Annotated in this window: 17 protein-coding genes; 5 read left to right on the top strand and 12 right to left on the bottom strand. The window is 44.7% G+C overall.

Annotation, left to right across the window (positions count from 1 at the left end):
* Window positions 1-45: 45 nt before the first annotated feature.
* From dnaN to ACQ4M5_RS01520, 3 genes are read right to left on the bottom strand one after another with little or no spacing between them, the layout of a single operon-like run.
* Window positions 46-1,191: a DNA polymerase III subunit beta gene (gene dnaN, locus ACQ4M5_RS01530; RefSeq protein ID WP_430673842.1), complete on the bottom strand. Its 1,146-nt coding sequence runs from the start codon at window positions 1,189-1,191 to the stop codon at window positions 46-48.
* A gap of 59 nt (window positions 1,192-1,250) precedes the next feature.
* Window positions 1,251-1,766 (bottom strand): hypothetical protein, encoded by a 516-nt coding sequence (locus ACQ4M5_RS01525; protein ID WP_430673841.1) that lies wholly within the window; start codon window positions 1,764-1,766, stop codon window positions 1,251-1,253.
* On the bottom strand, window positions 1,767-2,750 hold the full coding sequence (locus tag ACQ4M5_RS01520; RefSeq protein ID WP_430673840.1) for a hypothetical protein: 984 nt from the start codon (window positions 2,748-2,750) through the stop codon (window positions 1,767-1,769).
* A 1,041-nt stretch (window positions 2,751-3,791) separates the two neighbouring features.
* On the opposite strand from ACQ4M5_RS01520, the gene ACQ4M5_RS01515 reads away from it, so the two are divergent.
* Window positions 3,792-4,025 carry a response regulator transcription factor gene (locus tag ACQ4M5_RS01515; protein WP_430673839.1) on the top strand — a complete coding sequence of 78 codons (234 nt, stop codon included), beginning with the start codon at window positions 3,792-3,794 and terminating at the stop codon, window positions 4,023-4,025.
* Window positions 4,026-4,400: 375 nt separating this feature from the next.
* Here the strand turns inward: ACQ4M5_RS01515 and ACQ4M5_RS01510 are convergent, their stop codons facing one another.
* The 8 genes from ACQ4M5_RS01510 to ACQ4M5_RS01475 all read right to left on the bottom strand — a co-directional run bounded on the left by ACQ4M5_RS01510 (window position 4,401) and on the right by ACQ4M5_RS01475 (window position 15,095).
* Window positions 4,401-4,787 (bottom strand): hypothetical protein, encoded by a 387-nt coding sequence (locus tag ACQ4M5_RS01510; RefSeq protein ID WP_430673838.1) that lies wholly within the window; start codon window positions 4,785-4,787, stop codon window positions 4,401-4,403.
* A gap of 4 nt (window positions 4,788-4,791) precedes the next feature.
* Entirely contained in the window at window positions 4,792-5,331 is a 540-nt protein-coding gene (locus ACQ4M5_RS01505) for a DnaJ domain-containing protein (RefSeq protein WP_430673837.1), read from the bottom strand.
* Window positions 5,321-7,633, bottom strand: a complete 2,313-nt coding sequence (locus ACQ4M5_RS01500) for a hypothetical protein (protein WP_430673836.1) — start codon at window positions 7,631-7,633, stop codon at window positions 5,321-5,323. Before ACQ4M5_RS01500 ends, ACQ4M5_RS01505 begins: the two co-directional genes overlap by 11 nt.
* 40 nt (window positions 7,634-7,673) lie before the next feature.
* On the bottom strand, window positions 7,674-8,549 hold the full coding sequence (locus tag ACQ4M5_RS01495; protein WP_430673835.1) for a hypothetical protein: 876 nt from the start codon (window positions 8,547-8,549) through the stop codon (window positions 7,674-7,676).
* Between the two features lie 314 nt (window positions 8,550-8,863).
* A complete protein-coding gene (locus tag ACQ4M5_RS01490; RefSeq protein WP_430673834.1) occupies window positions 8,864-9,313 on the bottom strand; it encodes a hypothetical protein in 450 nt (149 codons plus the stop codon).
* A 233-nt stretch (window positions 9,314-9,546) separates the two neighbouring features.
* Window positions 9,547-10,275, bottom strand: coding sequence for a hypothetical protein (locus ACQ4M5_RS01485; RefSeq protein WP_430673833.1), 729 nt, complete (start codon window positions 10,273-10,275; stop codon window positions 9,547-9,549).
* A 27-nt stretch (window positions 10,276-10,302) separates the two neighbouring features.
* Window positions 10,303-12,354: a caspase family protein gene (locus ACQ4M5_RS01480; protein ID WP_430673832.1), complete on the bottom strand. Its 2,052-nt coding sequence runs from the start codon at window positions 12,352-12,354 to the stop codon at window positions 10,303-10,305.
* The gene (locus tag ACQ4M5_RS01475; protein WP_430673831.1) at window positions 12,351-15,095 is read right to left on the bottom strand and encodes a CHAT domain-containing tetratricopeptide repeat protein; all 2,745 of its coding nucleotides are present in this window, start codon (window positions 15,093-15,095) and stop codon (window positions 12,351-12,353) included. The genes ACQ4M5_RS01480 and ACQ4M5_RS01475 overlap by 4 nt, the downstream gene beginning before the upstream one ends.
* Before the next feature lie 187 nt (window positions 15,096-15,282).
* On the opposite strand from ACQ4M5_RS01475, the gene ACQ4M5_RS01470 reads away from it, so the two are divergent.
* The 4 genes from ACQ4M5_RS01470 to ACQ4M5_RS01455 are packed head-to-tail and all read left to right on the top strand — an operon-like array spanning window position 15,283 to window position 20,986.
* A complete protein-coding gene (locus tag ACQ4M5_RS01470; protein WP_430673830.1) occupies window positions 15,283-16,593 on the top strand; it encodes a hypothetical protein in 1,311 nt (436 codons plus the stop codon).
* A gap of 18 nt (window positions 16,594-16,611) precedes the next feature.
* On the top strand, window positions 16,612-17,697 hold the full coding sequence (locus ACQ4M5_RS01465) for a DUF1822 family protein (RefSeq protein ID WP_430673829.1): 1,086 nt from the start codon (window positions 16,612-16,614) through the stop codon (window positions 17,695-17,697).
* Between the two features lie 4 nt (window positions 17,698-17,701).
* Window positions 17,702-19,954 carry a CHASE2 domain-containing protein gene (locus tag ACQ4M5_RS01460; RefSeq protein ID WP_430673828.1) on the top strand — a complete coding sequence of 751 codons (2,253 nt, stop codon included), beginning with the start codon at window positions 17,702-17,704 and terminating at the stop codon, window positions 19,952-19,954.
* 15 nt (window positions 19,955-19,969) lie between these two features.
* Window positions 19,970-20,986 carry an NAD(P)-dependent alcohol dehydrogenase gene (locus ACQ4M5_RS01455; protein ID WP_430673826.1) on the top strand — a complete coding sequence of 339 codons (1,017 nt, stop codon included), beginning with the start codon at window positions 19,970-19,972 and terminating at the stop codon, window positions 20,984-20,986.
* A 104-nt stretch (window positions 20,987-21,090) separates the two neighbouring features.
* Here ACQ4M5_RS01455 and ACQ4M5_RS01450 read toward each other — a convergent pair whose 3' ends face one another.
* Window positions 21,091-21,936 (bottom strand): META domain-containing protein, encoded by an 846-nt coding sequence (locus tag ACQ4M5_RS01450; RefSeq protein WP_430673825.1) that lies wholly within the window; start codon window positions 21,934-21,936, stop codon window positions 21,091-21,093.
* Window positions 21,937-21,946 lie beyond the last annotated feature (10 nt).

Below are 21,946 nucleotides of genomic sequence, written 5' to 3'. Positions count from 1 at the left end.
GGCTATGGATTCTGCTTTGTTGTCTACTTTGCAGATATTCTTCCCTCAAGATCTGATCTGGACTGGCATGATCAAGCAAACGATGTTGTCTCCGGCGACCGGACTGATCGTGGTCGGACTTGTTGAAGTATTGAAGTTCATTTTCACCTCGGTTGTTTGCATGACTTTGAGTGCATCAGCAAGGTATTTGATGTTGAAGGCAATTTCCATTTCTTCACCTTCTGCTTGGACCGGTACCGTCTCTCTACAGTTTCCAACATCCTGAGCATCAACACTTAAAACGACTTCCTGAATTAATCCAGGTTCGACGGTCATCTTGATGATGTTGTTTTTCTGTTCGGCGAGAATTGCAACTCGTCCCAGTGCTCCAAGAAATAATTTGCGATCAAACACGATCGACCGAGTGAATTGTCTTGGCAAAAGTTGTTTGTAGTTAGGGTATTGACCTTCTAACAGTCGACTAGTCAAGCGGTGTTTGCCGGAGTCGAATGTAATTTGACTCTGATCTGCTTTGATTTGAATGCTTTCTTGACGATTTGCTTCTAGCAATTTGACCAATTCCGCGAGTGCTTTTGCTGGAATGGTAAGCGCTGGAAGATCTTCCTGTAACTCGGTTGCTTCGGGATTCGTGGTTGTGACGACGGCTAATCGATGACCGTCTGTGGCGGCAAATTCTAGTCCGTTGGATTGTGGACTCAAATGAATTCCGGTCAAAAGCTGCTTTGTCTCGTCCGAAGAAGCAGAAGGTAAACTTCCTTTGATTCCACGAATAAATGTCTCGCACATTAAAGTAATTTCTGGTTTATCGATCTCTGGTAATTCTGGAAATTCACTTGCTTCTAGTCCACGAATCTGATATTTGCCTGAATTGGATAGAATCTTGACAAGATGCGATGCAGAGCCATTCTGTGGTTCTTCTTGAAGTGTTACATCGTCTGCGGGGAGTTTCGAGACAATTTCTTTGAGCAGCTCGGCTGGAAGTGTGATTTTCCCACTTTTGATTACGCGTGCTGGAAAGCTACTTTCGATTCCGAGACTTAGGTCGAATGCAGTGAGTCTGACGAGTTGGGCAGATTCATCTGCATCTAGCAGGATATTTGCGAGAATTGGATGAGTGGGACGAGAGGCAACGGCTCTGATAACGAGCGCTAAACTGCCGTTTAAGTCGGCTTGGCTAGAAGTAAATTCCATGAAGTTTAAACGATAAGCGATTGAAAGAAGGGGGCGGTTGCCCCCGGATTACCGAAGAATCAATCAGAGTAGTGAGCATTAGTCGGAGGCAGCGAAGCCTCTAGCGGTTGAGCTGTTAGAAACGCACGAACTTGTGCCGGGTAGACCCAGCATTTGTAATCGCCATGTTTTTGTACAGAGGACCGGGGAATAAGATTATTTTCCAGAAGATACCTGACGGCATGAAGGTTGCATTCAAGCTTTTCTGAGTTTGATTGTTCAATCATTTTCCAAAATTTCCGCCAATCTTGCGGTTGTACGAGAAAGTATCCGATTGCTTGTTTTAGGGTTTGGGGCAGATATTTTTGAGACCACCTTCCTGCGGAAAAAGTTGGACAAGTATCCGTTAAGGCTTGAAGAAACGCAGTTTGATTGAAGTTAACGGCTAAGGGTTGTTGTTTGAACTGACACCAATGAAAGAATTGACGTAATCTTTCTCGATAGTGCCCAAGCGCCTCAGGCACAAATGCTGCACCGCCGACACTAATTGCTGCGGCATCAAAAACGATCTGGGCAATTTCTCTGCTGGGCAACATCTATCCTTGTTCTTGGAGTGTACATAGACCATCAAGCGTTTTAGCACTGTCAAAATCAAAGTCTTGATCGTCTTGATTGTCCCAAATCGCTGTTTCCAGTTTTTGATAGACCCAATCTGCGATATTTTCACTGGCTAGTTTCACGCTTGCTAAAACAGTCAAAACCAAACAATTGCCTTTCAGTATTAGTGAGGCTAAATATTCGTGCCATAGATCGGGAAATTGCTGCGCGATTTCGCTTAAGACTTGAATTTCTCCACTGCCGCTTTCTGCCATTAGCGTTGCTACTAGCTCAAAGATTGATTTGAAGCAGTCCAGTGTCACTTCGTCCTGAAATTTGTAGTCTGGACTCTTTTGCAACAAGTAAAGTGTGCTTTCGAGAAGTGTAGCAGTGGTTTGAAGTAAGCGGTTGATGATCTCTGTCGGGTTCTGATACGCTTGCCATTCTTCATTATCTTGGCGAGCGACAAAGGTTTGAATTAATTTTTCTTGAAGAAATGCAAGATGAATCCAGTCTGGGCTACTAGGACTCATCGCTTCAAGAAACTGTCTGTGCCGCTTAAGCAGTGCCAGTCCCAACAAAGCATGTTCAAAGCCCTGTTGGGCACCTTGATGGTATGCCATTGGCGCATAAAATGAAGCAATGGCGGCATGAGCACTTAATTCAAAAGGCTGGACGATTGCAGCAAATCGAGATTCCAGCATAGCGATTAGCTTTAGATTAAATGCGTTTCTCGAAATGTAGGCAAAATCCCAAAATAGCACTCCGTACGCAAGGCTTCCGATCGGACTAATTTCTGTTTTAAACCGATATCTTTGCTCAATCTCGTGAAACTGCAGCGGATTTCCGCCTTGACTAGCCGCATCGAACAGGGGTTTAGCGGCTTGTTCTAGCCGGTCCAAAGCAAGTCCAACGCTGTAGAAGTCCATTCCTGACAGCATCGTTTGAGCGTTTGGATTTTCGTTGGTGTTATATCGGTTCATCTGCAAGGTTTTTATGAGAGTGGAGAACTACCTCCAGAATTTCTGGTCGATGATTTGTAGTGCTCGAAACCAAGCTTCCAGAGCTTGGCAGGCGTGAGGTAGCTTAGGGTTTTTATCAAAATAATGACGCGCTTTCTGCCAATCAATGCTTTTGTGGTCGTGATGCGAGATTGAGCTTGAACCGCGCAGAATGGTCGATTTCACTTCTGAATGTAGGTAAATCCACAACTGTTGCTGTGGGTCAAACTGTCAACTCGATTGCTCTTGCCATTATACCGTCGTCGTTCTTCAATCTGATCGTGATGTTCGTGTCCACAACCACCAGCGTCACAAATTTTCAGCAATTTCTGTTGATTTTGCTGAGTGCATCCTAACAAAACAGATCTGATTTCTTGTTTGGCTTGGCTACGTCTTTCAATTCTTGTGAATCCATAGGAGTTACTGTAAGAATTAGAAGATTGATTCGGTTGATTCAGAAATTAGATGTGACCTTTGTTTGACTAAAGACAGCTCTTGTTGATGATTCCTCCACCACTGATGGAAATCTAGTGATCCTGCTTCGGGTCGTTTTTCTGTAACGCTGAGTTTTCGGGACTGCTCGAAGACTTCTTCTGGGACAACGGCTCTTAGGTGCTCATTAACCTCATTAAAGTCGATCATAGCAAGACTATTCCAGGGAAGCATGACGTGAAATCGCCCTTGTTGGGTAAGAATGGAAAAGTTGAGAAAGATATCCATGATTCACTAATAAAGAATGACGAGCTAATCAGTGCGGTAGCACTCATGTATGAAAAGTGTACGGCTGAATTTAGCGATCGCGTGTTCACTTTGATGGGTTTGTTATAGTGAGCAGATTCTCGATAAGTAGGAGATTCTTGATCTAACACAATGATTGGAGTCGCTGGCGTGTTTCTTAAGCCTGATTGTTGATTGCCGAAATCAAGTCATAGGATATACAGTAAATGAACGTAAACGTTTAGTTTTGCTTGGTTGACTATCCGGTCCTAAGTGAATTCAGATCGTTATTTAAGTAACTGTTTTATGTTGTCAGCGACCTCCCCTGTTCTTAGTCCTGTTCCCTCACCTGTCCTTTCCAGTCGTGAGCTGGAAGTCCTACACTTGTTGGTCGAGGGGTTGAGCAACACCGAAATTGCCGAAGTTTTGCATCTTTCGCCGTTTACAGTGAAAGGGTACATTGCCAGTATTTTCTTTAAGCTCGGTGTTGATGGGCGTGTAAGAGCGGCGGTTAAAGCTGTACGAGCTGGCTTGGTGTAACTAGTGCACTGATGCGTGTACGGTTCCAAATCGTATGCGGTGCGGCTTTTAAATTCGGTGCAGGTTAGATCAGCGGAAGTAGTTGTTCTGTCCGCTTGACTTGGCTTATATCTAGCTTGAGCGATCGACTAGAAATGCCTAGATCTGTCGCAGATATCTTGTTCTTTGAAAAACGCCAAAGTTGGCATTTTTCAAAGAACCAAACTCAACACTCTGTTGCAGGGGTGTATTTCATCAGTTTCTTTATGACATCGCCACTTCGCCCAGTTAAAACCGCGCTGAAGTTCAGACTATAAAGCAAGTGGGGGAGGAATGGCGTGGAACGCCACGCTTCGCAAAAGGAACGTCAGTTTATTGATATTTGGAGCGGTGTTGCTACATCGAGACAAGAACTTGCGGCTGTGCATCGTAAAGTCCTGGAACGACTAACCAGAACCACATCCGACACTTAAATAATCGTAGTGGCAGGAGTTCTTCTGGAAAATCTTGATTGTGGTGACCCTGCCAATGACCCAGATGGGATAAGTTTTGTTTAACACAAGATGGGCAGAGATCACCTGGATTCCCTTTATCGATCGTGTAGGTAGGATCATTGTCATCTAGGATGACTAACTCAGGGAATTGTCCTTCTTCTGAATATGGACAAGGATTGCCCTCTAATTCACCGGGGATAATGCCTGAGCAGATCAAGCTATCAGGATAAACTCTGTTGTCGGGAGATAGAAAGAGAGCTTTCGGTTGTTGGTCGTGTGGGCTACCCATAAGGCTAAAAAGTAAGTTCTGTTTGACAATTGGCTTTTCGCTGTTCTAGCTCTTCACTTAGCAAGGTGTAGGCAGCCCGGATTACTAGAAACTGCTTACTATTACCGGTTTGGGCATTGTCTGGATGAGTTTTGCGAGCTAAAGTCCGATAGGATGTCTTTAGCTCGTGTTCAGTGAAATCTAGTGTTAAATCTAACAGCGCGATCGCTGCTGGAAGCGTTGTTTCAGCATTGTGATGCGGGTCAAGGATCGGAAATAGTTTGGCTTGCTGAAAACGAACATCTGCTCTTCGATGACTCACCCAGGCAGGAAGCGTTTCAACTGGATAAAGGCAAAAAATGCCGTAGGTGACGGTATTGATTGCTTTGAGGTGGTGTAACTCGACTTGATCAACATCGATGATGATTGCTAAGTAATGGATTCCTTTTTCGCTGAGGATAAAGGGTTTCCAGCGATTTGAGTCTTGTTGATAAACAACCTTGGCTTGTTCGATTTCGAATCGAGCAAGTACCAAAGCCGATGAAGAATTCTGGCTAGAGTTCATGCTTTTCCGAAGAAATCAATGTAAGTTGCGTTTGGTGCAGGTTTGCCCATTCGCGTGCAAATCCTTCTTTTCGTTTTTCAATTGCAAGTAGCGGAGCAACAACCAGTAAATCTTGAGATGTGCAGTTGATTTGCTTTTCTCTACCTTTCTTGTCGATCACCGGCTTTCCCTTTCTAACCGCCACTTCGGTCCATTCTTGGTACTCGATCCAGCCTCTTTTAATTCCATGACTCTCTTTGATTTCTGCATTCATCTGATGGCAGACTTGAGGAAATTTGGCTACCATTTCTGCCCACGTGCCTCGGTGCAAAATTTTATTATTGCGGTAGATCTTGTTGCCTGTAATTCGCTGGTAACGGTAGATAGCCCAGGGGAGTGCTTTTTGTCGAGCCTGCAAATTTTCAAGCGCGGCAGTATTTCCAATTGCTTCCATCATGCAGGAAATTCGTTCTCGTCCGGCAAAGATGGTTTGTTTTTCGTTTGCGATGTTAGCATTGAGTTCAACTAGCATTGCATAGCCACACTCGTGGGGCAGCAGTTGATATTTTGGAATAATTTCGCTTTTATCGCCGCAAATTTGAGAAAATGGGCAGATCGAGCAAGCAGACCGCCAGGGTTGCTCTTTCATGTATTCTGCTAACGATTGAACTAACTCCGAGCGTCCGACACCTGATTGATAGAGTCCATAGAGATTGATGCGATAAACGTCTGGTCTTTTCGGCGTTTTTCGCTCCTTTTGTTTTTCACTGATACTGAATTCAGCATCTTCAACTCTCCGCTTCTCATCAAAATTGTAGTTAATAAGAACATAACTGTAGGGCGGAAGTGGTATAGCCATTGTTTCGTCTTCTGCATTATACAGCAGTGGAACTCTATTTCTGCACTCTGGCACTTTGACTTTGCGATATTCCAAAGGGGCTGTTGCAATGCTCCAATGGAGTAAGTCTTCTTCTGAGGGCGAAGCGAGCGCTAAATCTGTTGCATCTTGTAATTCTTCAATCGCAAGCGTATTGATCGATGCCGACAACGCTTGAGGATCGACAGAGGTATTGCTGGGCAGCGAAATTGTTTCTTGTTGTTCTAAAGCAACGGTATCAGCGCACTGATTGCATATAATATTTTTGTGCTTGATCGCGCAGCGCCCTTTGCCTTTACCGGTGGCGACGGCAGGAATTGCGCCTCCTTGTAGCATATCGACTCCCAGTCCATATCCACTTGCTACTTCATCTTCGATCGCCCAGATTGCTCCTTCTTGTTTACTAACATTCGAGCAGAACCGCTTGTTAGACGCTCGTTGTGGAATGCCGCCACCGTCGAGCATGAGTTGACCGAGTCCATATCCAGACGATTGCATCAGGTCCGATTGAGCCTGCTCACCGAGTAAGACTTTGGCTTTAGCTGAACAGTCTCGTCGTTCTTTTCTAACTTGAGGAATGGTGCCCCCGATCATGTAATACTCGCCGATGCCCATGCCATTGACCATTGGCTGAATGATCTCAGTTTGAATTTGTGACAAGTCGCTCTGTTTATCTTCAACTTTGGAGCATTGTTCGTGAGCAACGAAGTGAGCATTTTCTAGTCCGTGTCCATTGCGCGATCCGCCTGCTTGGTAGAAGTACTGACACTGTTCGTCTAACAAGGCAATAAATGGATCGCTGAGTGGCTCTAGCTTATCTTGCTTAATCTGTTTGATTGCTTCGTTTTGAGCTTCAATCACCGGATGATTGAGCGGAAGTGGACAGACATAATGCCGATGATTGCGATACTCGCTGCAAGGTTCACGATTTTCGCTAAATACGAGTTCTGGATTTTCGTATTCCCACTCTAAATAGGGATCTGGTTTGCCGACGAAGTTTTCCGGGCGGTAGTTCAAATCCCAGGTTGCTGCTGGGTTCCAAAGGGGGTGAAGTGGGCTGTAGAGCTTGTTGATATCGTAAGGAATAAACTCGCTCATCGGAGATAGTGGTGGAGTTGCCCAACTATAGAGCCAGATTTTGCGGGGTCTTCGGGTATCAGATAGAATTAAGTAGCGATCGTGAACGCTACTTCCGCCTTTCGTCATTTGGAGGTAGCGCCCTCCATGTTTTGCTAATACCGGAAGCCCGAAGACTTCTCGCATCCATGCTAAATAGCTAAATTCCGCCTGTGTCATCGATGACAGCCACGCGGTTCTTCGCAAAAATTCTTCCAGAGAAATGTTCCGAGATTCTGGGTTTGCTAACAGATTAAGCCAGTAAAACAGGCTATCGCAACCCAGTCCATCCATAAAGAAAATGGGATGATGTGGTTCAAAGTACAACATGAGGAAAAGGTAAAAGGATAAAACACGCTGCTCAACTCACTCAGTTGCTAGAGTTCTGGTCGTCTTCATCAAGAAAAGAGGTGTCAGAATCGTCTGCTAAATCGTTGAGGTCGTCTGGTTCTTGAGTTTCATCAAACAGGCTTTCTAGAGTCTCTGGGTTCTCTTTCTCAGGCTTTATAATAGGCTGTGTGCGGTAGTAGTCTTGAGCATCGCTGAGAATTTTTTCGAGCGGCTGATGCATCGCCTTCATTTGCTCAACTGTAATTTGTTGAGACTGAGCTTTATATTCGTAGCTGTGCAGAACCAGCCATTGGTGTTCTAGGTTGATCGTGGCTCCTAGACAAACTCGCGGCTTGGAAAGCCTGGGAATTGCAATAGACTTCTCGTCTGGTTTGATTTGAATAAAGGTGATAGACAGATTGGATTCAAACTCTGATTCTGGTGTCTGTTCTACGACAAACTGTGCATCAATCTGTCTAAATTTGTTGCTGAGATTGGAGATTCCAAAACAAGCGAGCAAGTTGAATTCCTGCGCTTCTGAAAGGTGCAGTTTTTGAGTTGCAGTTGTACTAAGGGCGATCTGGCTGGGTTTAAGCGCAATGAGTTGCTTTGGATGATCGCTCCACCCGCAGCAATCTTGAACGAAGCGCGGTCCCTTGTTCAAGATTAGTTTAGCTTTTTGATCTGCTTTTTGTCCCAATTCTGCAGCTGCAGAAAGCAGAAAGTCCTCGGAAACAAGGTCTCTCAAACCCGATTCTTTTAAAGTTCTTTCTACTTGAAGAGCACGGCGGGCATAAAGAGCAGCACTCAGATGCGGAAAAAGATGCTTTGTTGCTTTGAGGGCACGGTTTGTTTCCGTTTCAAGCGTTGCTGGGTCAATTTGGTCGAGGTATTGTGTCAATAAAATGGTGAACATCTGTTTCGAGAACGTGTTGAGCAAATGAGATCGACCAATTTCATGGAAGTCGCGCTGAATCTCAGAAGGAGTTTGCATAACAGAGATAGGAGGATTAAAAACTAGAAGTAGGACAAACGAGAGTCAGCTATTGAGTTTATCGACTGAGAGGATAGGCTACCATTAGAGTCCCGACTTCTAGATCGAGTGAAAACTGAGGTGAATCAGCCGTTGAATTGTGATGAGCCGAGAGAAGCTGGCTGAGTGAACCTTGATGAGGAAAATAAGTGGGCAAATGCTCTTGAAGCAGGACGTGGTCGTCAGGAGCAAGGAAATCAATTAGTTGTCCGCTCGTCGTCGATGCTAATTCTTGTTCCAGTGAATGAGACAGCGCAATTTTTTCCAGTTCCATCCCCTTCGGAAGTCATCAACCAGATTCCTACGTTGGGTTCGTGAAATAGAATTCTTCCGTATTTTGCTTCAAATTCTGCCCGTTTCACCAGCGAGTCTAGCAAGCGCATCATGGCTGGGTCTGGAGGAAGTTTGAGTGGGTCGGGTGCGGGTCTAGTGGGTTCAGAAGGACGGGTGCTTTCGCCAGAAGGATACCCTGGAATCGGAGCGCATCCTACCCAACCTGCATTACCACCCCCAGTTGGGTAGAATCCTGGAGGGCAGCCTCCTTCAGCCTGTGCTGGTAAGTGGGAAATCATTGCACTGGTGACAACGATCGGTAAAGCGGACAAAGCGAGTTTTGTAGATAGAGAAGAAATTTTGGCGAAATTCATAGATACCTAGTGGAAATGCAAGAAACTCAGTTGTGAATAGAAGCAACTTTGGCTTAGGTCACTTTGTATCGGTTTAAGTTTCAAGTCTAGGGAGGTTATGCAATCTCAAAAATTAGCTCTACAGTAAATTCAGACGATCGAGGAATTGCGATGAAGTTTGCTTTCAGAACAATCAATGGCAGCTTCGGCTTGATGGTGCTGCTTGTCATTGGCACAAGTCCTGTAGTGGTTAATCAAGGGTTACCGTGAAAAATAGTCAATGCAGTTTGATTTAGCCCCAAGGTGTCTGGATTCGTTGGAGATGCTGAAGTTACATTCTTTGTGGATTGCAATTTTTGAGTCAATGTCCAACAGCCGTTTTGGTGCTGAAAAATGTAAGCACTTGGATTTCCGTAGGTTTGGATGATCTCTTCGGATTCGGTTCCGGTGATATCTCCAGTGTATTTGTATTGTGCTTTGATGTAGTTCACGCGAAATGTGTCTGCACTGGTCTGCTCGATATCAACTTTGAGTCTTGTGTAGGGGCTATCGTCTACACTCGATGGCACAAGTTGAACCCAACGAGTGTCGATTAAGTCAATGCTAAATTCATCATCTTGATGACGCAGAACTTCTAGCACCTGAGCAGGATTGTCATAGTTCCGAACCTCAATGCGATCGGCAGTATAGATCGCTCGAAGATCATTGCCTTGTTCATCTTTTCCTAAAACAAACTTCTCGAAAAAGAGCTTGTATTCAGACCGATCGCAGAAAGCAGGTAGATTCGGGCGTTGTGCCGTTTGAGCTTCAGAGGTCGGCTGATTAGATTGAGGAACAGTTGCAGTTTTGGGAATGGGTGCAGCGCTAGATTGTGCTGTAACTGAGGAAGGAGTGTTGACACTACAAGCTTGAATCAGTCCAATGAGAGCGATCGATATTAATTTGTAAGAATTCATGATTGTGAGTTTAGATCGAGCGGTCATCGTTTTTAGGGTTTGGTTCTTAATAGGTTATGCAGCAATAATTTGGAATGCTAGAGAAAGGGTCGCAACATCTTCAGTGCTAATCTTGTAAGCAGAATGATCGGATTGACGATCGAGATCAGAGAGAAGATTCTCGATCGCATCAATTCCACGCTGAGTTGCGATCGCGATCGGCATTCGATCGGATTCCTCGGTGAGTGTTCTGAGTTGTTTATAAGTTCTCGTGAGGGGATTACGGCTTGCAACAATTAACGCTTCACCTCGCCCAATTGAAGGGGGCGCAATTCTGAATGTTTCACCTTGATCGGGATCAGGAACGAATCGAGTTGCTTTTGCAGAGACTTCGCCGCTTAAATCGCCGCTAATATAGTCGTTCGGAAAAACGATCGAAAAACGACCACTCGGACTGATCAAGGCAATGAGTAGATAAAGCGGTGAACGATCGTGATTTTTAATCTGAAATTGGCAGGGCGTTTTAAGTGGGATCGGCTGATTACGAATGTTTGAAGTTCGAGCAGTACTGGCTTGAGCAATGATCTGATTTGGTTGATCTTGGCGATGTAGCAAAACTTCAATATTTAGCTGAGAAGCAGTCGGATTGAGGGTTTGACGAATGAGATGAGCCGCGAAAAGTCCCTGAAATCTTGGGGTGAGACGTGCGATCGCATCTAAAAGCGATTCTTCTGCTTGCCCGAATGAATCAGGCAGCATTTCCAAACTTGGTGAGAAAAGTGCAATGCTGTTCAAAGGTGCTGACAGCGATCGAGAAGTCACGCGGCTGAGAATATAGTGAACGAATTGAGGATAAAAACCGTTTTGAGCCAGAATGAATTCGATGCGATCGCTCTCGATCTTCGGGGCTTGACCAGCAAGAGATGAATCTAAACCAATCCGGAGTTTGATTGTTCTTGGAATGACTCGCGAAGATTCTTTCAGCAATGTTCCTGATCGAAGTTTGCTAGAACTTTTTGCGATCGCGGTTAGTCCTTTTCGCTCAACGATCGTGACTGTTTCTGTTCCCTCTAACGTTGAGAATGTTGATCCCGTTCCAAACGATTCCAATGTTCTCTTATCTAATCCTCCTAACCAAAGAATGGCTTGATCTTGCCGAATCGATTGCACCACAGCTTGAGCCGATCGATGAATCGGAGGCGTGAAGTAGATTGGCTTTGTAATGAGTTCGGGTCTAACATCAAAAACAGGTTCTTGAAAGCCTGTAGCGGTGAACAGCGATCGTTTAATCATTGCTTCGGCATCCGTTAAACTTTCCGCTGACTCCCAAAGATGTTGAGTGAGGAAATAAGTAAATAAGCCTGAAGAAACATCAGCGAAATCATTTTCTTTTGCAAGTTGGTTCGCTGTAGCTGCCGCAAGAATCACACCTCTTGCGCCTTGCTTTCTGCGATCGCGTAATTGTTCAGGCGTTAATTCTAGCTTTCGCATCCAATCTTTCTGATAGTTAATCTCTGCTTCGCTCGGTTGATAGAGCATATTGTTTGCATCGGCTCGAACTCTTTCACTGCCGCGAGTTCCACCACCTGAGTAACAACAATCAAAAACAGCGGTCACATTGTCGGTTTTCAGGGCTGACATCAATAGGAATAAGGTCTTGCCCATGATGTCATTTACACTTCGATCAGGATTAAGATGATTTGAATCAGCAGGAACGAAAGCAGTATTCGTTTGATCTGAGGTGATTGCTTCAGAATCGAACACTCGTGAGCCATGTCCTGAGAAGTGAAAGACAACAATATCATCTGAGTTCGCTTGTTGAATCAGATGCGTCTCGAAGGTTTGTAGAATGTTGCTTCGAGACGCATCTTGATTGAGCAAAATTTTGATGTCTGAGGGTTTGAAGCCAAAGCGATGAATCAAAAGCTCGCGTTGGAGTTCGACATCAGTTTGACAGCCGTTTAATGGGGAAAGAGCGCGGTCGCGAGTTTCCAAATAATGATTGATGCCCACTAATAATGCAAGTTTGCGCGGACCCGATCGGGCGAATACCCGACGATACTGTTCTGCTTGAGCCAGATAAACCGCACTCAAAGCTGTCGTTTGAAGAAAATACCGACGTTTCATCGTGCTTCTCCAATCAGTGTGAAGGCTGCCCAATCTTTCGGGTTCGGATGTGTTTTCAGCGTGGTTAACATTGCTTGTCTGAGAGCTTGAGCTTTATCAGGATTGCGTTTTAATTGCTGATAGAATTCCTGCATCAGTTCTGCGGTAGGAGCATCAGGAACAGCCCAGAGCGAAACAATCACGCTCGGAACTCCTGCGGCAATAAACGATCGAGATAATCCGACAACGCCATCGCCCGTCACTCGTCCACGTCCAGTATCACAAGCACTTAAGACCACTAAATCCGCGTTTAACTTCAGTTGTGCAACTTCTTCAGCCGTTAAGATGCCATTATCTTTTTCAGATGGAGCAAGCGCCAACCAGCTTTTGAAACCATTACGATCGGAAAACGATCCATGTGTTGCGAAATGAATGATTCTGGCATCAGAGATTTGCTGAAGGATTGTTTCTTTTGTTCCTGCTTTACCTGTGATTGCTTGTGTGTTGAATAAAGGCGCGATCGCTCTAGCTTCCTGTTCTGCATTCGGTAGATTCGTTAGCCGTTTCGCTTGTGGAGAATTTGGATCGATCGGCATCAATGGATTACCGATAATCAGCGCATTATTTCCTCTTGGACGGGAACGGAGCGCACGAGTTTTATCTAGCAGTTGAATCGAAGAAGCAGTCCGAATCGTATGTTGCTCGATTAAGAATTGACCGTTTGCAGCTTTGAGAGCAGGAAAAGGAACGAGAAAGAGTGTTCCATCCGGGATAAAAACAATGTGCTGATTTGGATCAGTCGGAAGTAGAGAGGCAATCGGTTCGATTAATAATCGATGCAGCGTTCTAAAATTAGCATCTCGCTCAGACTGGGCACAGGGATTCTTTTGGGCTGTGTCTTCCACAATCAACCAATCAGATTGGGCACTCCGAACCCCGATCGAGTAACGACCATTCCCAATTAACTGTGTGATCGAAGCACATTGTTTGGGTAAAACATCTGTTAACTTTACTTGTCGAAAGTCGATCGCTCCAGTGGATTGAATAACCCAGATGTAGAGTTCTTGCTTGCGTTCATTGAGCGAGTATTCAACCAGTGTGGCATTCTCAGATTTCGCAATTTGTCGAAGCTGATTGATATCCGGTGCTGCTTGAGACGGTGAAACAGTCGGTTGTAACTGTTGACTTAATCGTTCTACTAAAGCTTTGGTTCGCCCCCATTCTGAAATCGTCAGTGCTGCCTCATATTTTTTCTGTGCAATCATCACCTCTTGTAAGATGCGATAGCTCACTGCTTGAGTTTCAAAGAATGAGATTTTATTCGCTTCGGAGAGTCGATCGAGCCGGATCGATTCAAACACTGCGATCGCGCTTTTCAGGGATTGTTCTGCTGAAGCAAATTGATCTGTCTCGAAATAAGTTGCACCCAGATTGTACAAGGCTCGTGCTTCCCCATCTCTATCTTTGACCGCCCGATAGATCGGTAATGCTTGATTGTAGAAGCGAATTGCATCTTCGTAGCGCCGCAAGGATTGATAAGCATTTCCTTGATTCAACAGAACTTGAGCCTCTCCATTCCGGTTTTTGGCGGCTCGGTAAAGGGGTAAAGCCTCCGTATAAGCTTGAATTGCATCCTCATAGCGCGAAATCATCGCATAAGCAATTCCGCGATTCATCAATGCTAATCCTTCCCCGTCGCGGCTTCTGATAGCTCGGTAGATTGAGAGGGCTTGTGTATGTGCCTGAATTGAATCAGAATACCGAGAGAGCGCACCATAGATAATTCCTAAGTTACTCAGTGCTTCTGCTTCCCCTTGAGCGTTTTTAATCGATCGGAAAATCGATAAAGCTTCGGTGTAAGCGGCGATCGCTTCATCATTGCGATCGAGCAAATCGTAAACGACTCCCCGATTCATCAAAACGGCTGCTTCCCCGTTTTGGTCTTTGATTGCTCTCAAGATCGGTAAAGCTTGATCGAATGCGGTTAGGGCTTCCTCGAAGCGGGAAAGAAATCGATAAGTATCTCCAAGGCTGGAGAGTGCGGAGGCTTCACCACGACGATTTTTGAGTTCTCGAAAGATGGGTAAGGCTTGATTGAAAGCTGCGATCGCATCGTCGTAACGAGAGATGGAACCATAGACAATGCCTCGATTCATGAGTGCGGCAGCGATGCTATTTTGGTCATTTGCAGCTTGGAAAATTATTAAAGCAGCATCGAAACCCGCGATTGCGTCCTCGTTGCGGGAAAGGTAAGCATACGTGATGCTGCGATTCATCAGGATTCTTGCTTCACGATTACGATCGTTCATTTCACGGACGATCGATAGAGCTTCATCATAAGACCGCAGGGCATCTTCGTGGCGAGATAACGCAGAGTAGGCACTGCCGCGATTCATTAAAACAACACTTGCATCCTTGCGCCGCTGGAGTTGCTGGAAAATCGAGAGTGCTTGATCAAACGCACGAATTCCTTCATCGTAACGAGATAGGAGCGTGTAAGAGCGTCCTTGATCATTCAGAAGGTTTGCTTCTTCTTGTCGATCGCCAATTTCCCGATAGATTTTTAGGGCTGCTTCCCAAGATGCGATCGCGGCTTCGTGCTGCTCAGCTTTATAGTACTGATGACCTTTTTTTGATAAGCGATCTGCTTCTGATTTGCGATCGATTTGTTGTGTTTGAGCAATGGTTTGAGCCAGCACTAAGGGCGCATTTGTGCCCATAAAGAGCGTTGCGATCGCTAAAAGATTGAGAGAGCGGTGCATTATCGGTTCGTCCTCGATCGTCCGGAGTTCATCTTAGAAGAAAATTTATTCACGGTATCTTATTTTTTATTCTTCTCGCTGAATTTACGGAATTCGGAAAATTTGCCGAGAATCCCTTCGATATGTCATAACTTCTTCGGGGAAAGATAAAACCATTTTTCTCTGGCTAGCAGGAATCGAGGTGGCGATGAGTGAGATAGGGAAGTACTGGACTTTAGTTCGGATTAAACCAGCAGGGGGATACCAAGCGGAAAAATGCGAGATCGCACATCACTACATCGAGCAAAACTATGCTGAAGTCACAGAATCAAATCAATTACAGCAATTGCTCGTTCGCGACTACCAAGCGGGTTCAACTGAGGCAGAATTGTGTCTTCGCTGCTTTATTTCTCACTGCACCTTAGAAGAAGCAAGCTCGATCGCCCGTCAATTCGGAGACTATTATCAATTCAATCAGTTTGATGTTCTTTGCTATGTTCTCGATGATGATGGAACGCTAAATCGTCAATATCATCCGTTATCTCAAAAGATTCTAAATAGCTACAATCCAGCGATCGCATCTCTCAACACCTGGGCAACTCGATTGGTGAGACAGCACTCAGAACTCAATCAGTTTCTAAAACAGCAAGGACTCTACTTAAAAAGCGATTGGGCAATTCTCAACAGTACGACGACCAAGCGTTTAGGGCAAATATTAAGAGATCGATTTTACTGGTCGGCTAATGCAATTCAAACTGCAATGCTTTATTTACAAAGCTATCATGCGGTTTATTTAAGCGATCGTATTTCTGAAGGTAGCCAAGGACGGTGTAAAGAACCAACACCCGAACAATTAAAGCGAATCGCGGATCAGTTGCAAACAAAGCTGAATCAACCGATTTCTTCAACTCAAGTTCTAAAACAATTACTTGCGATCGCGCAATGTCTCCGCCAGCATCGTCTCAATCGCTACGAGACAGAATCGATCGACGAAAAACCCATTCAAGCAGAACAGCTTACAGTCTCTAAAAATGAATCAGATCCAGCAGAAGAATTTTTGTATTACTATCGCGCTCAATTCATTCAATGCCTGAATGCGGCTCTAGAGGCTGTGATTCGCGATTATACGAGCCGTTTGAAAGATCAAAAAGCGAATCAATTTCGGGTTGCACTTCATTTGCTTTACTGCCAGCGGATCACGATGACGCAAATCGCGGAACAACTCGATCTCAAGCGCCAAGACAATGTTGCGCGATTATTGAAACTAAAAACGTTACGGGCTGATGTGGGGTTGCATATCCTGACCCAACTGAAACACGATATCTCAGCGATCGCGCAAAATTTCACCGACCCGGAACGGTTAAGCCGATTTGCCGAGTCGATCGATGAAGCGTTGCGCGATCAAGTCGATGCTCTATTAGAGAAGGATGCTCAACAATCCAAAACCCCAAAAGCCTATCAAAAAGATAATTTGTTCGCTGAACAGCTTTGTGCTTTGCTCAGTCGCAACTTACATTGATTCAATCTTCAAAGCATCATGACAACTCCGTTAAACGCTGCCTCTACCTTAATTGACCTCGATCCAGATCGAGTGAATCGTGCGATCGCATTCACTCAAACGCTCCCAAATCCACTCACTCAATGGCAATCCTATCTTGCTTTACTTGCCCTTGAGGGTTTTACTCAATGGATGCACGATCGCTCAACCCCAATCGAGTTCAATCGCTCTCAAGCCCGATTAATTGAACCTTCAGGCTTTGGTATTCCTGCTGCGATTAATTCTGTGTATGCGAATCAATTCCATCTTGGATTGATTGTTGCCGATGACGTGGAAGAGACGATCGAGTTCCCGATCGCATTGCTGCAAAATCCTGCTCACTTCTATGTTGTTATCAGTGTTGATGAAGAATCGAATCAGATTTCATTCCATTCGTTTTTACGCGGCGATCGACTCACGTTAGATTCAGACAGCGATGAGACTTGTCTGATTCCAGTTTCTTTGTGTGAAACCAATGTAGAACAATTGCTGTGGTATGTTGCAGGTTTAGAACTCAGCGCAATTCCATTACCTACAACTCGTACAGCAATTTCTTCCCAATGGTTGATTCAACCGCTTGTGAATGCGGCTCGATGGGCGCAAACTCAGATTGATGAATGGTCTTGGACATTGTTCTCGCTTGAGTTAGTCCCGGCAATGAGATCTCACGCTGATGCGTTTAGTGCAGACGTAACTTCTGTGTTTACGCAAATCGAACGCTCTGGCATTCACATTCCATCCACTGCACAATCTGCTTATCGATCGATCACACTCGATCGTCATACCTTTCGGCTTTATGTTACGACTTGGGCAATGGAGGAAACCTCAGAGCCAGAGTGGTCTTTACTGGTGATTTTAGAATCGATCGATGCTGGAACATTACCTGTAGGAACCCAATTGATTGTTCAAGAAGGCAATACGGTGTTAATTGAAGAATCAGCCAAGGTAGAATCGTCCTATTTGATTGCTCAAATCATTGGAAACTGGAATGAGAAATTTACTTTAACGCTCAGAAGCATCGATCCTGAAAATCATACTCTGACAGATTCCCTGAGCTTATCCCCGATCGTCTTTCAACCTTACTAATGCCATGTTATTAAAGATTTGGCGCGTCGAGCAAACCTGTTTATTTGAGCTAGTCTGGAATGAATCACAGACTTTGAGCGCAAAGTTGATCTATCCAGAAACACTCACCACACTTTATCAAACTTGGCAAAGTACTTATCTTCAGTTTTACCGTTCAACCTTACGCGCTCGTCTTGGATTAGTCCTCAACATTCAACAACCCGAAATCGATTGGCGGACTCGACTGGTTCAAGCTGAAGCCGCTTTTTTAGCTGAATTTCACTACTGGTTGAACAGTGCAGAGCTACTAGAAATTCGTCGCGAAATTACTAAAACCTCAATCCTTTATCTTCGCTGTGACTCTCCCGAAGTCGTTAAACTTCCTTGGGAATCTTGGCAAATTGGCTCAGAATTCGGCTCTAGTCAACCGATTCAGATTATTCGGACTTCACTCGCACTGTGTGCCGAACAAGCAAAACCAATCGATCGCGCTAAAAATCGCATTTTAGTAATTTTGGGCGATGAATCCGGTCTGAATTTTGAAGCGGAACGGGCTGCTTTACAACAGTTAAATCATCGTGCTGAAATTCATCTCATTGGATGGCAACCAGAGGTTAGAACTCCTGAATTACTGCAACAAATTCGGAATGCGATCGCTGATCTAAAAGGTTGGGATATTCTCTTTTTTGCTGGACATAGCAACGAATCTACGCTGACAGGCGGCGAATTAGGTATTGCTCCAAACACTTCGATTCTGATTAGCGAAATTGCTCCACAGCTAAAAATTGCCCAAGAGCGCGGATTACAGTTTGCTATTTTTAATTCTTGTAATGGTCTAAGTATTGCTGAATCACTCATTAATTTAGGTTTAAATCAAGTCGTCGTGATGCGTGAACCGATTCGCGATGATGTTGCAAAAGACTTTTTACTTCACTTTTTAAGATATCTATCAAATCACCAGAACGCCCAAGAAGCAACGCTTTCCGCTTGTCAGTTTCTCAAGTTAGAGAAGAACTTAACTTATCCTTCAGCTTATCTGATTCCCTCACTTTTTTCTCATCCTCAAGCGAAACCATTTCAATTCGCAACCTCGACTTGGAAAACCCGTCTAAAACCGTGGAAGCCGCAATGTTTAGAAGCGATCGCTGTCAGTATTTTCGCTTCTCTGAGTGTTTTGCTTCCAGTTCAAAGTGCGCTGATTGATCAACGCCAATTCGTGCAAGCGATCTATCGCCAAATTACAAATCAAAGCATTCAACCCCAATCTTCTCCAGTGTTGCTCGTTCAAATCAATGAAGAATCGCTTCAGAAAGACAAAGTAACGATGGTTGAACAGAATCTCGATCGACAATATTTGGCAAAAGTTATCGATCGCGTCACACAATCAGAAAGCTCAGTGATTGGCATCAATTATCTTCTGTTTCGACATCAACCGACAGGCGATCGCGCTCTAGAAACATCACTCTCAACAGCCATCCAATCCGGTAAACAATTTGTGTTTGCAGCTACTCCAGATTTGCAGTCTAAACAATCCTGGATTACAGCGCTACCGGACTTCAAGCAGTTCGGTAGCAGCGGAGATATGGATTTACTCGGTGATCCTGCTTTCTATGCCAGAGTGATTGGTGATACTTTAACTCAAAGCGAAGTGTTACCATTCGCTTATGAAGTGGTTCGATCGTGCAATCCGCAAGCACTCGATCGACGAGATCCACGTCTATACTTTCAGCCAATCACTCAATTCTCTGCACTCTTCGGGCAAACCTGGTTACATCCCTTGATCGACTACTCAATCCCGCCCAGTCAAGTCTACGAAGCGATCCCAAGCTGGAAACTTTTACGGGATCAAGACACCACTCAGCGCACAAATGCGATCTCGCTTATTGTTCCGGACGGTCAAATTGATGCAGGAGTCACACCTGGAGAAGACTACTTTATCAGCCCACTTGCTTTCAAATTCTGGCAACCCACCGCGAGCGCAAAAACGTCAAGCGGAACGATTCATGCTTACTTAGTACATAGTTTATTAAATCGTCGGATGTTGCTACCCATCCCGGATCTATGGATCGTGATCATTGCTGCGATCGCAGGAAAAGCAACAATTATTTTACTCACTCAGCGCCCACACCAACAAAAATGGTTTTTTATTGTTCCAGTTGGCTATAGTTTAGCAAGTTTACAGTTCTATATTTCCTACTCAGTCCTACTTCCATTTTTACTTCCTGCACTCACGTACCTTGCATTTCTTCTCACCACCAAGCCTCAATCTAATGATTAAGCGAATCAAAAAACCATGAAAACAACCAGTACTACAGAACAATCACCGCTTAAAATGAAAGCGATCGTACAAACCGAGTATGGTTCTCCTGATGTATTGAAATTGGCAGAAGTTGATCGACCTGCTCTATCTGATAGCGGTGTACTTGTGCGCGTTCGTGCGACTGCTGTTCATGCGGGCGACTGGCATTTAATGCGGGGAGAACCGTTCTTCGTTCGCCTCATCTATGGAGGAGTGCGATCGCCGAAAATCAAAATCCTGGGCACTGATATGGCAGGAGAAGTCGAAGCGGTTGGTAAAGCAGTGACGCAATTTAAGCCAGGAGATCAGATCTTTGGAGATTTATCAGAAGTAGGATTTGGTGCATTTGCTGAATATGTTTGTGTTCCCGAAGCTGCATTAGTCTTGAAACCGACTAATTTGACATTCGAGGAAGCTGCAACGATTCCTGTTTCTGCGCTGACTGCTTTACAGGGATTGCGAGATATTGGACAAATTCAAGCGGGACAGAAGGTATTAGTCAAAGGTGCTTCTGGTGGAGTGGGATCATTTGCAGTACAGATTGCTAAAGCATTTGGGGCGGAAGTAACAGGAGTATGCAGTCCTAGTAAAGCGAAGATGGTGCAGGAAATTGGTGCAGACCATGTTCTAGATTATCCGCAGGCGAAAGCTGGTTTGAAGAAGCAGTACGATTTGCTCTTTGATGTTGCTGCATACGGTTCGGTTTTTGACGATTTGCCGCTATTGAAACCTAAAGGTCACTATGTTTGCGTCGGCGGCTCGATCGCTCGATTGTTTCAGGTGATGTTGTTTGGATTTGGGATTTCAAAAATCAGCGATCGTCGAGTCAAGAGTTTAGCTCAAAAGCCAACTCAAGCTGATCTAATTGTGTTGAAAGAGTTGATCGAAGCTGGAAAGATTCGTCCTTATGTCGATCGCTGTTACTCGCTCAGTGAAATTCCAACAGCAATTCGTGCGATCGAGCAGCGGCAGGTACAGGGAAAAATTGCAATTAGTGTTACTGATTGCTAGTGTGCTAGATTGTGAAATTACGATCAGCATTGAATCTTTGTGTTTCCGAGAGTATGTGGATCGCGTTTATGCCTGCACACTCTCGGACTTTAGCGATCGCTGTTCTATTTCTGTCGAGCGAAAATCATCACCCCTGACTCAGTTCTATTTGCAAAAAACAAGCGTAATTCACCATTGCTGCTAAATTCATACCGCTGAGTATTTGCAAGATGGGATTGATAGTTCTGTTCAAGCCGCATTTGTGGAGTAGCACATCCCTTTTTCGTGGTAGCAATGGCTCCAATCTTCAATTGATTAGAGGATTCTTGGTAAGCTGCATTGTACTGATTACAGCCCGAAAACCCCCTTGCTGAATCGGCTGTAAATTGAAGGGTGACTGGAGGTTGATTTCTAACAGGAATCGTTGCACGAGTTGTGATTGAGCGAAGCTGCCAGCTTGTGTTTTGTAGCTTCGACTGAACGGGGGCGAATACTAAAACGCCTCCCCCTTGTGCCGTTAAATAGTTTAGTGTCAGTCGATTTTTAGCTGAACGAATCGAGAGTCGAGGCGATTTTAGAATCGTCCTAAACTCATTTTCTCGCACACCAACTTCCACAGTACACGCCATCATCGTGGAAATGAAATCTCCAGTGACTCGTAGTTGACCGTTTTGCACCTGGTAATCTGCGGCATAAGAATTGCATCCAGATGAACCTCCAACCCTTCTGCCATCAAATCGAATCGTAATGAGATTCTTGGGCAGAAGTGAAATACGATCGCGGTTTGATTGTCGCCATTCGGAAAGCTGCCAAGTAATCCCTTCAAAGGGAACCGATTGCCCGATCGGATTAATTGGCTGAGGCGTTGCAGGCGTTGGAAAAGACTGAGCCGCAACTCCGTAAAAGGTGCTAATTGTAATGCCACCTGCTAATGCAAAAGCAATATTTTTGATGCTAAATCTTTGGAACATAACCCTAAAT

This window comes from Leptolyngbya sp. AN10 (assembly GCF_050565645.1).
In the GTDB taxonomy this organism is placed as follows: domain Bacteria; phylum Cyanobacteriota; class Cyanobacteriia; order Leptolyngbyales; family Leptolyngbyaceae; genus Leptolyngbya.
Note: the sequence above shows the minus strand (reverse complement) of the source record. Positions and strands in the feature narration are given on the sequence as shown.

Excerpts from the sequence above, each read along its gene's own strand:
- ACQ4M5_RS01515 (WP_430673839.1), top strand. The coding sequence starts at position 3,792 with ATGTTGTCAGCGACCTCCCCTGTTCTTAGTCCTGTTCCCTCACCTGTC.
- ACQ4M5_RS01460 (WP_430673828.1), top strand. The coding sequence starts at position 17,702 with ATGTTATTAAAGATTTGGCGCGTCGAGCAAACCTGTTTATTTGAGCTA.
- ACQ4M5_RS01490 (WP_430673834.1), bottom strand. The coding sequence starts at position 9,313 with ATGAATTTCGCCAAAATTTCTTCTCTATCTACAAAACTCGCTTTGTCC.
- ACQ4M5_RS01495 (WP_430673835.1), bottom strand. The coding sequence starts at position 8,549 with ATGTTCACCATTTTATTGACACAATACCTCGACCAAATTGACCCAGCA.
- ACQ4M5_RS01475 (WP_430673831.1), bottom strand. The coding sequence starts at position 15,095 with ATGCACCGCTCTCTCAATCTTTTAGCGATCGCAACGCTCTTTATGGGC.
- ACQ4M5_RS01465 (WP_430673829.1), top strand. The coding sequence starts at position 16,612 with ATGACAACTCCGTTAAACGCTGCCTCTACCTTAATTGACCTCGATCCA.
- ACQ4M5_RS01520 (WP_430673840.1), bottom strand. The coding sequence starts at position 2,750 with ATGAACCGATATAACACCAACGAAAATCCAAACGCTCAAACGATGCTG.
- ACQ4M5_RS01470 (WP_430673830.1), top strand. The coding sequence starts at position 15,283 with ATGAGTGAGATAGGGAAGTACTGGACTTTAGTTCGGATTAAACCAGCA.
- dnaN (WP_430673842.1), bottom strand. The coding sequence starts at position 1,191 with ATGGAATTTACTTCTAGCCAAGCCGACTTAAACGGCAGTTTAGCGCTC.
- ACQ4M5_RS01450 (WP_430673825.1), bottom strand. The coding sequence starts at position 21,936 with ATGTTCCAAAGATTTAGCATCAAAAATATTGCTTTTGCATTAGCAGGT.
- ACQ4M5_RS01485 (WP_430673833.1), bottom strand. The coding sequence starts at position 10,275 with ATGACCGCTCGATCTAAACTCACAATCATGAATTCTTACAAATTAATA.
- ACQ4M5_RS01500 (WP_430673836.1), bottom strand. The coding sequence starts at position 7,633 with ATGTTGTACTTTGAACCACATCATCCCATTTTCTTTATGGATGGACTG.
- ACQ4M5_RS01480 (WP_430673832.1), bottom strand. The coding sequence starts at position 12,354 with ATGAAACGTCGGTATTTTCTTCAAACGACAGCTTTGAGTGCGGTTTAT.
- ACQ4M5_RS01455 (WP_430673826.1), top strand. The coding sequence starts at position 19,970 with ATGAAAACAACCAGTACTACAGAACAATCACCGCTTAAAATGAAAGCG.
- ACQ4M5_RS01510 (WP_430673838.1), bottom strand. The coding sequence starts at position 4,787 with ATGGGTAGCCCACACGACCAACAACCGAAAGCTCTCTTTCTATCTCCC.
- ACQ4M5_RS01525 (WP_430673841.1), bottom strand. The coding sequence starts at position 1,766 with ATGTTGCCCAGCAGAGAAATTGCCCAGATCGTTTTTGATGCCGCAGCA.
- ACQ4M5_RS01505 (WP_430673837.1), bottom strand. The coding sequence starts at position 5,331 with ATGAACTCTAGCCAGAATTCTTCATCGGCTTTGGTACTTGCTCGATTC.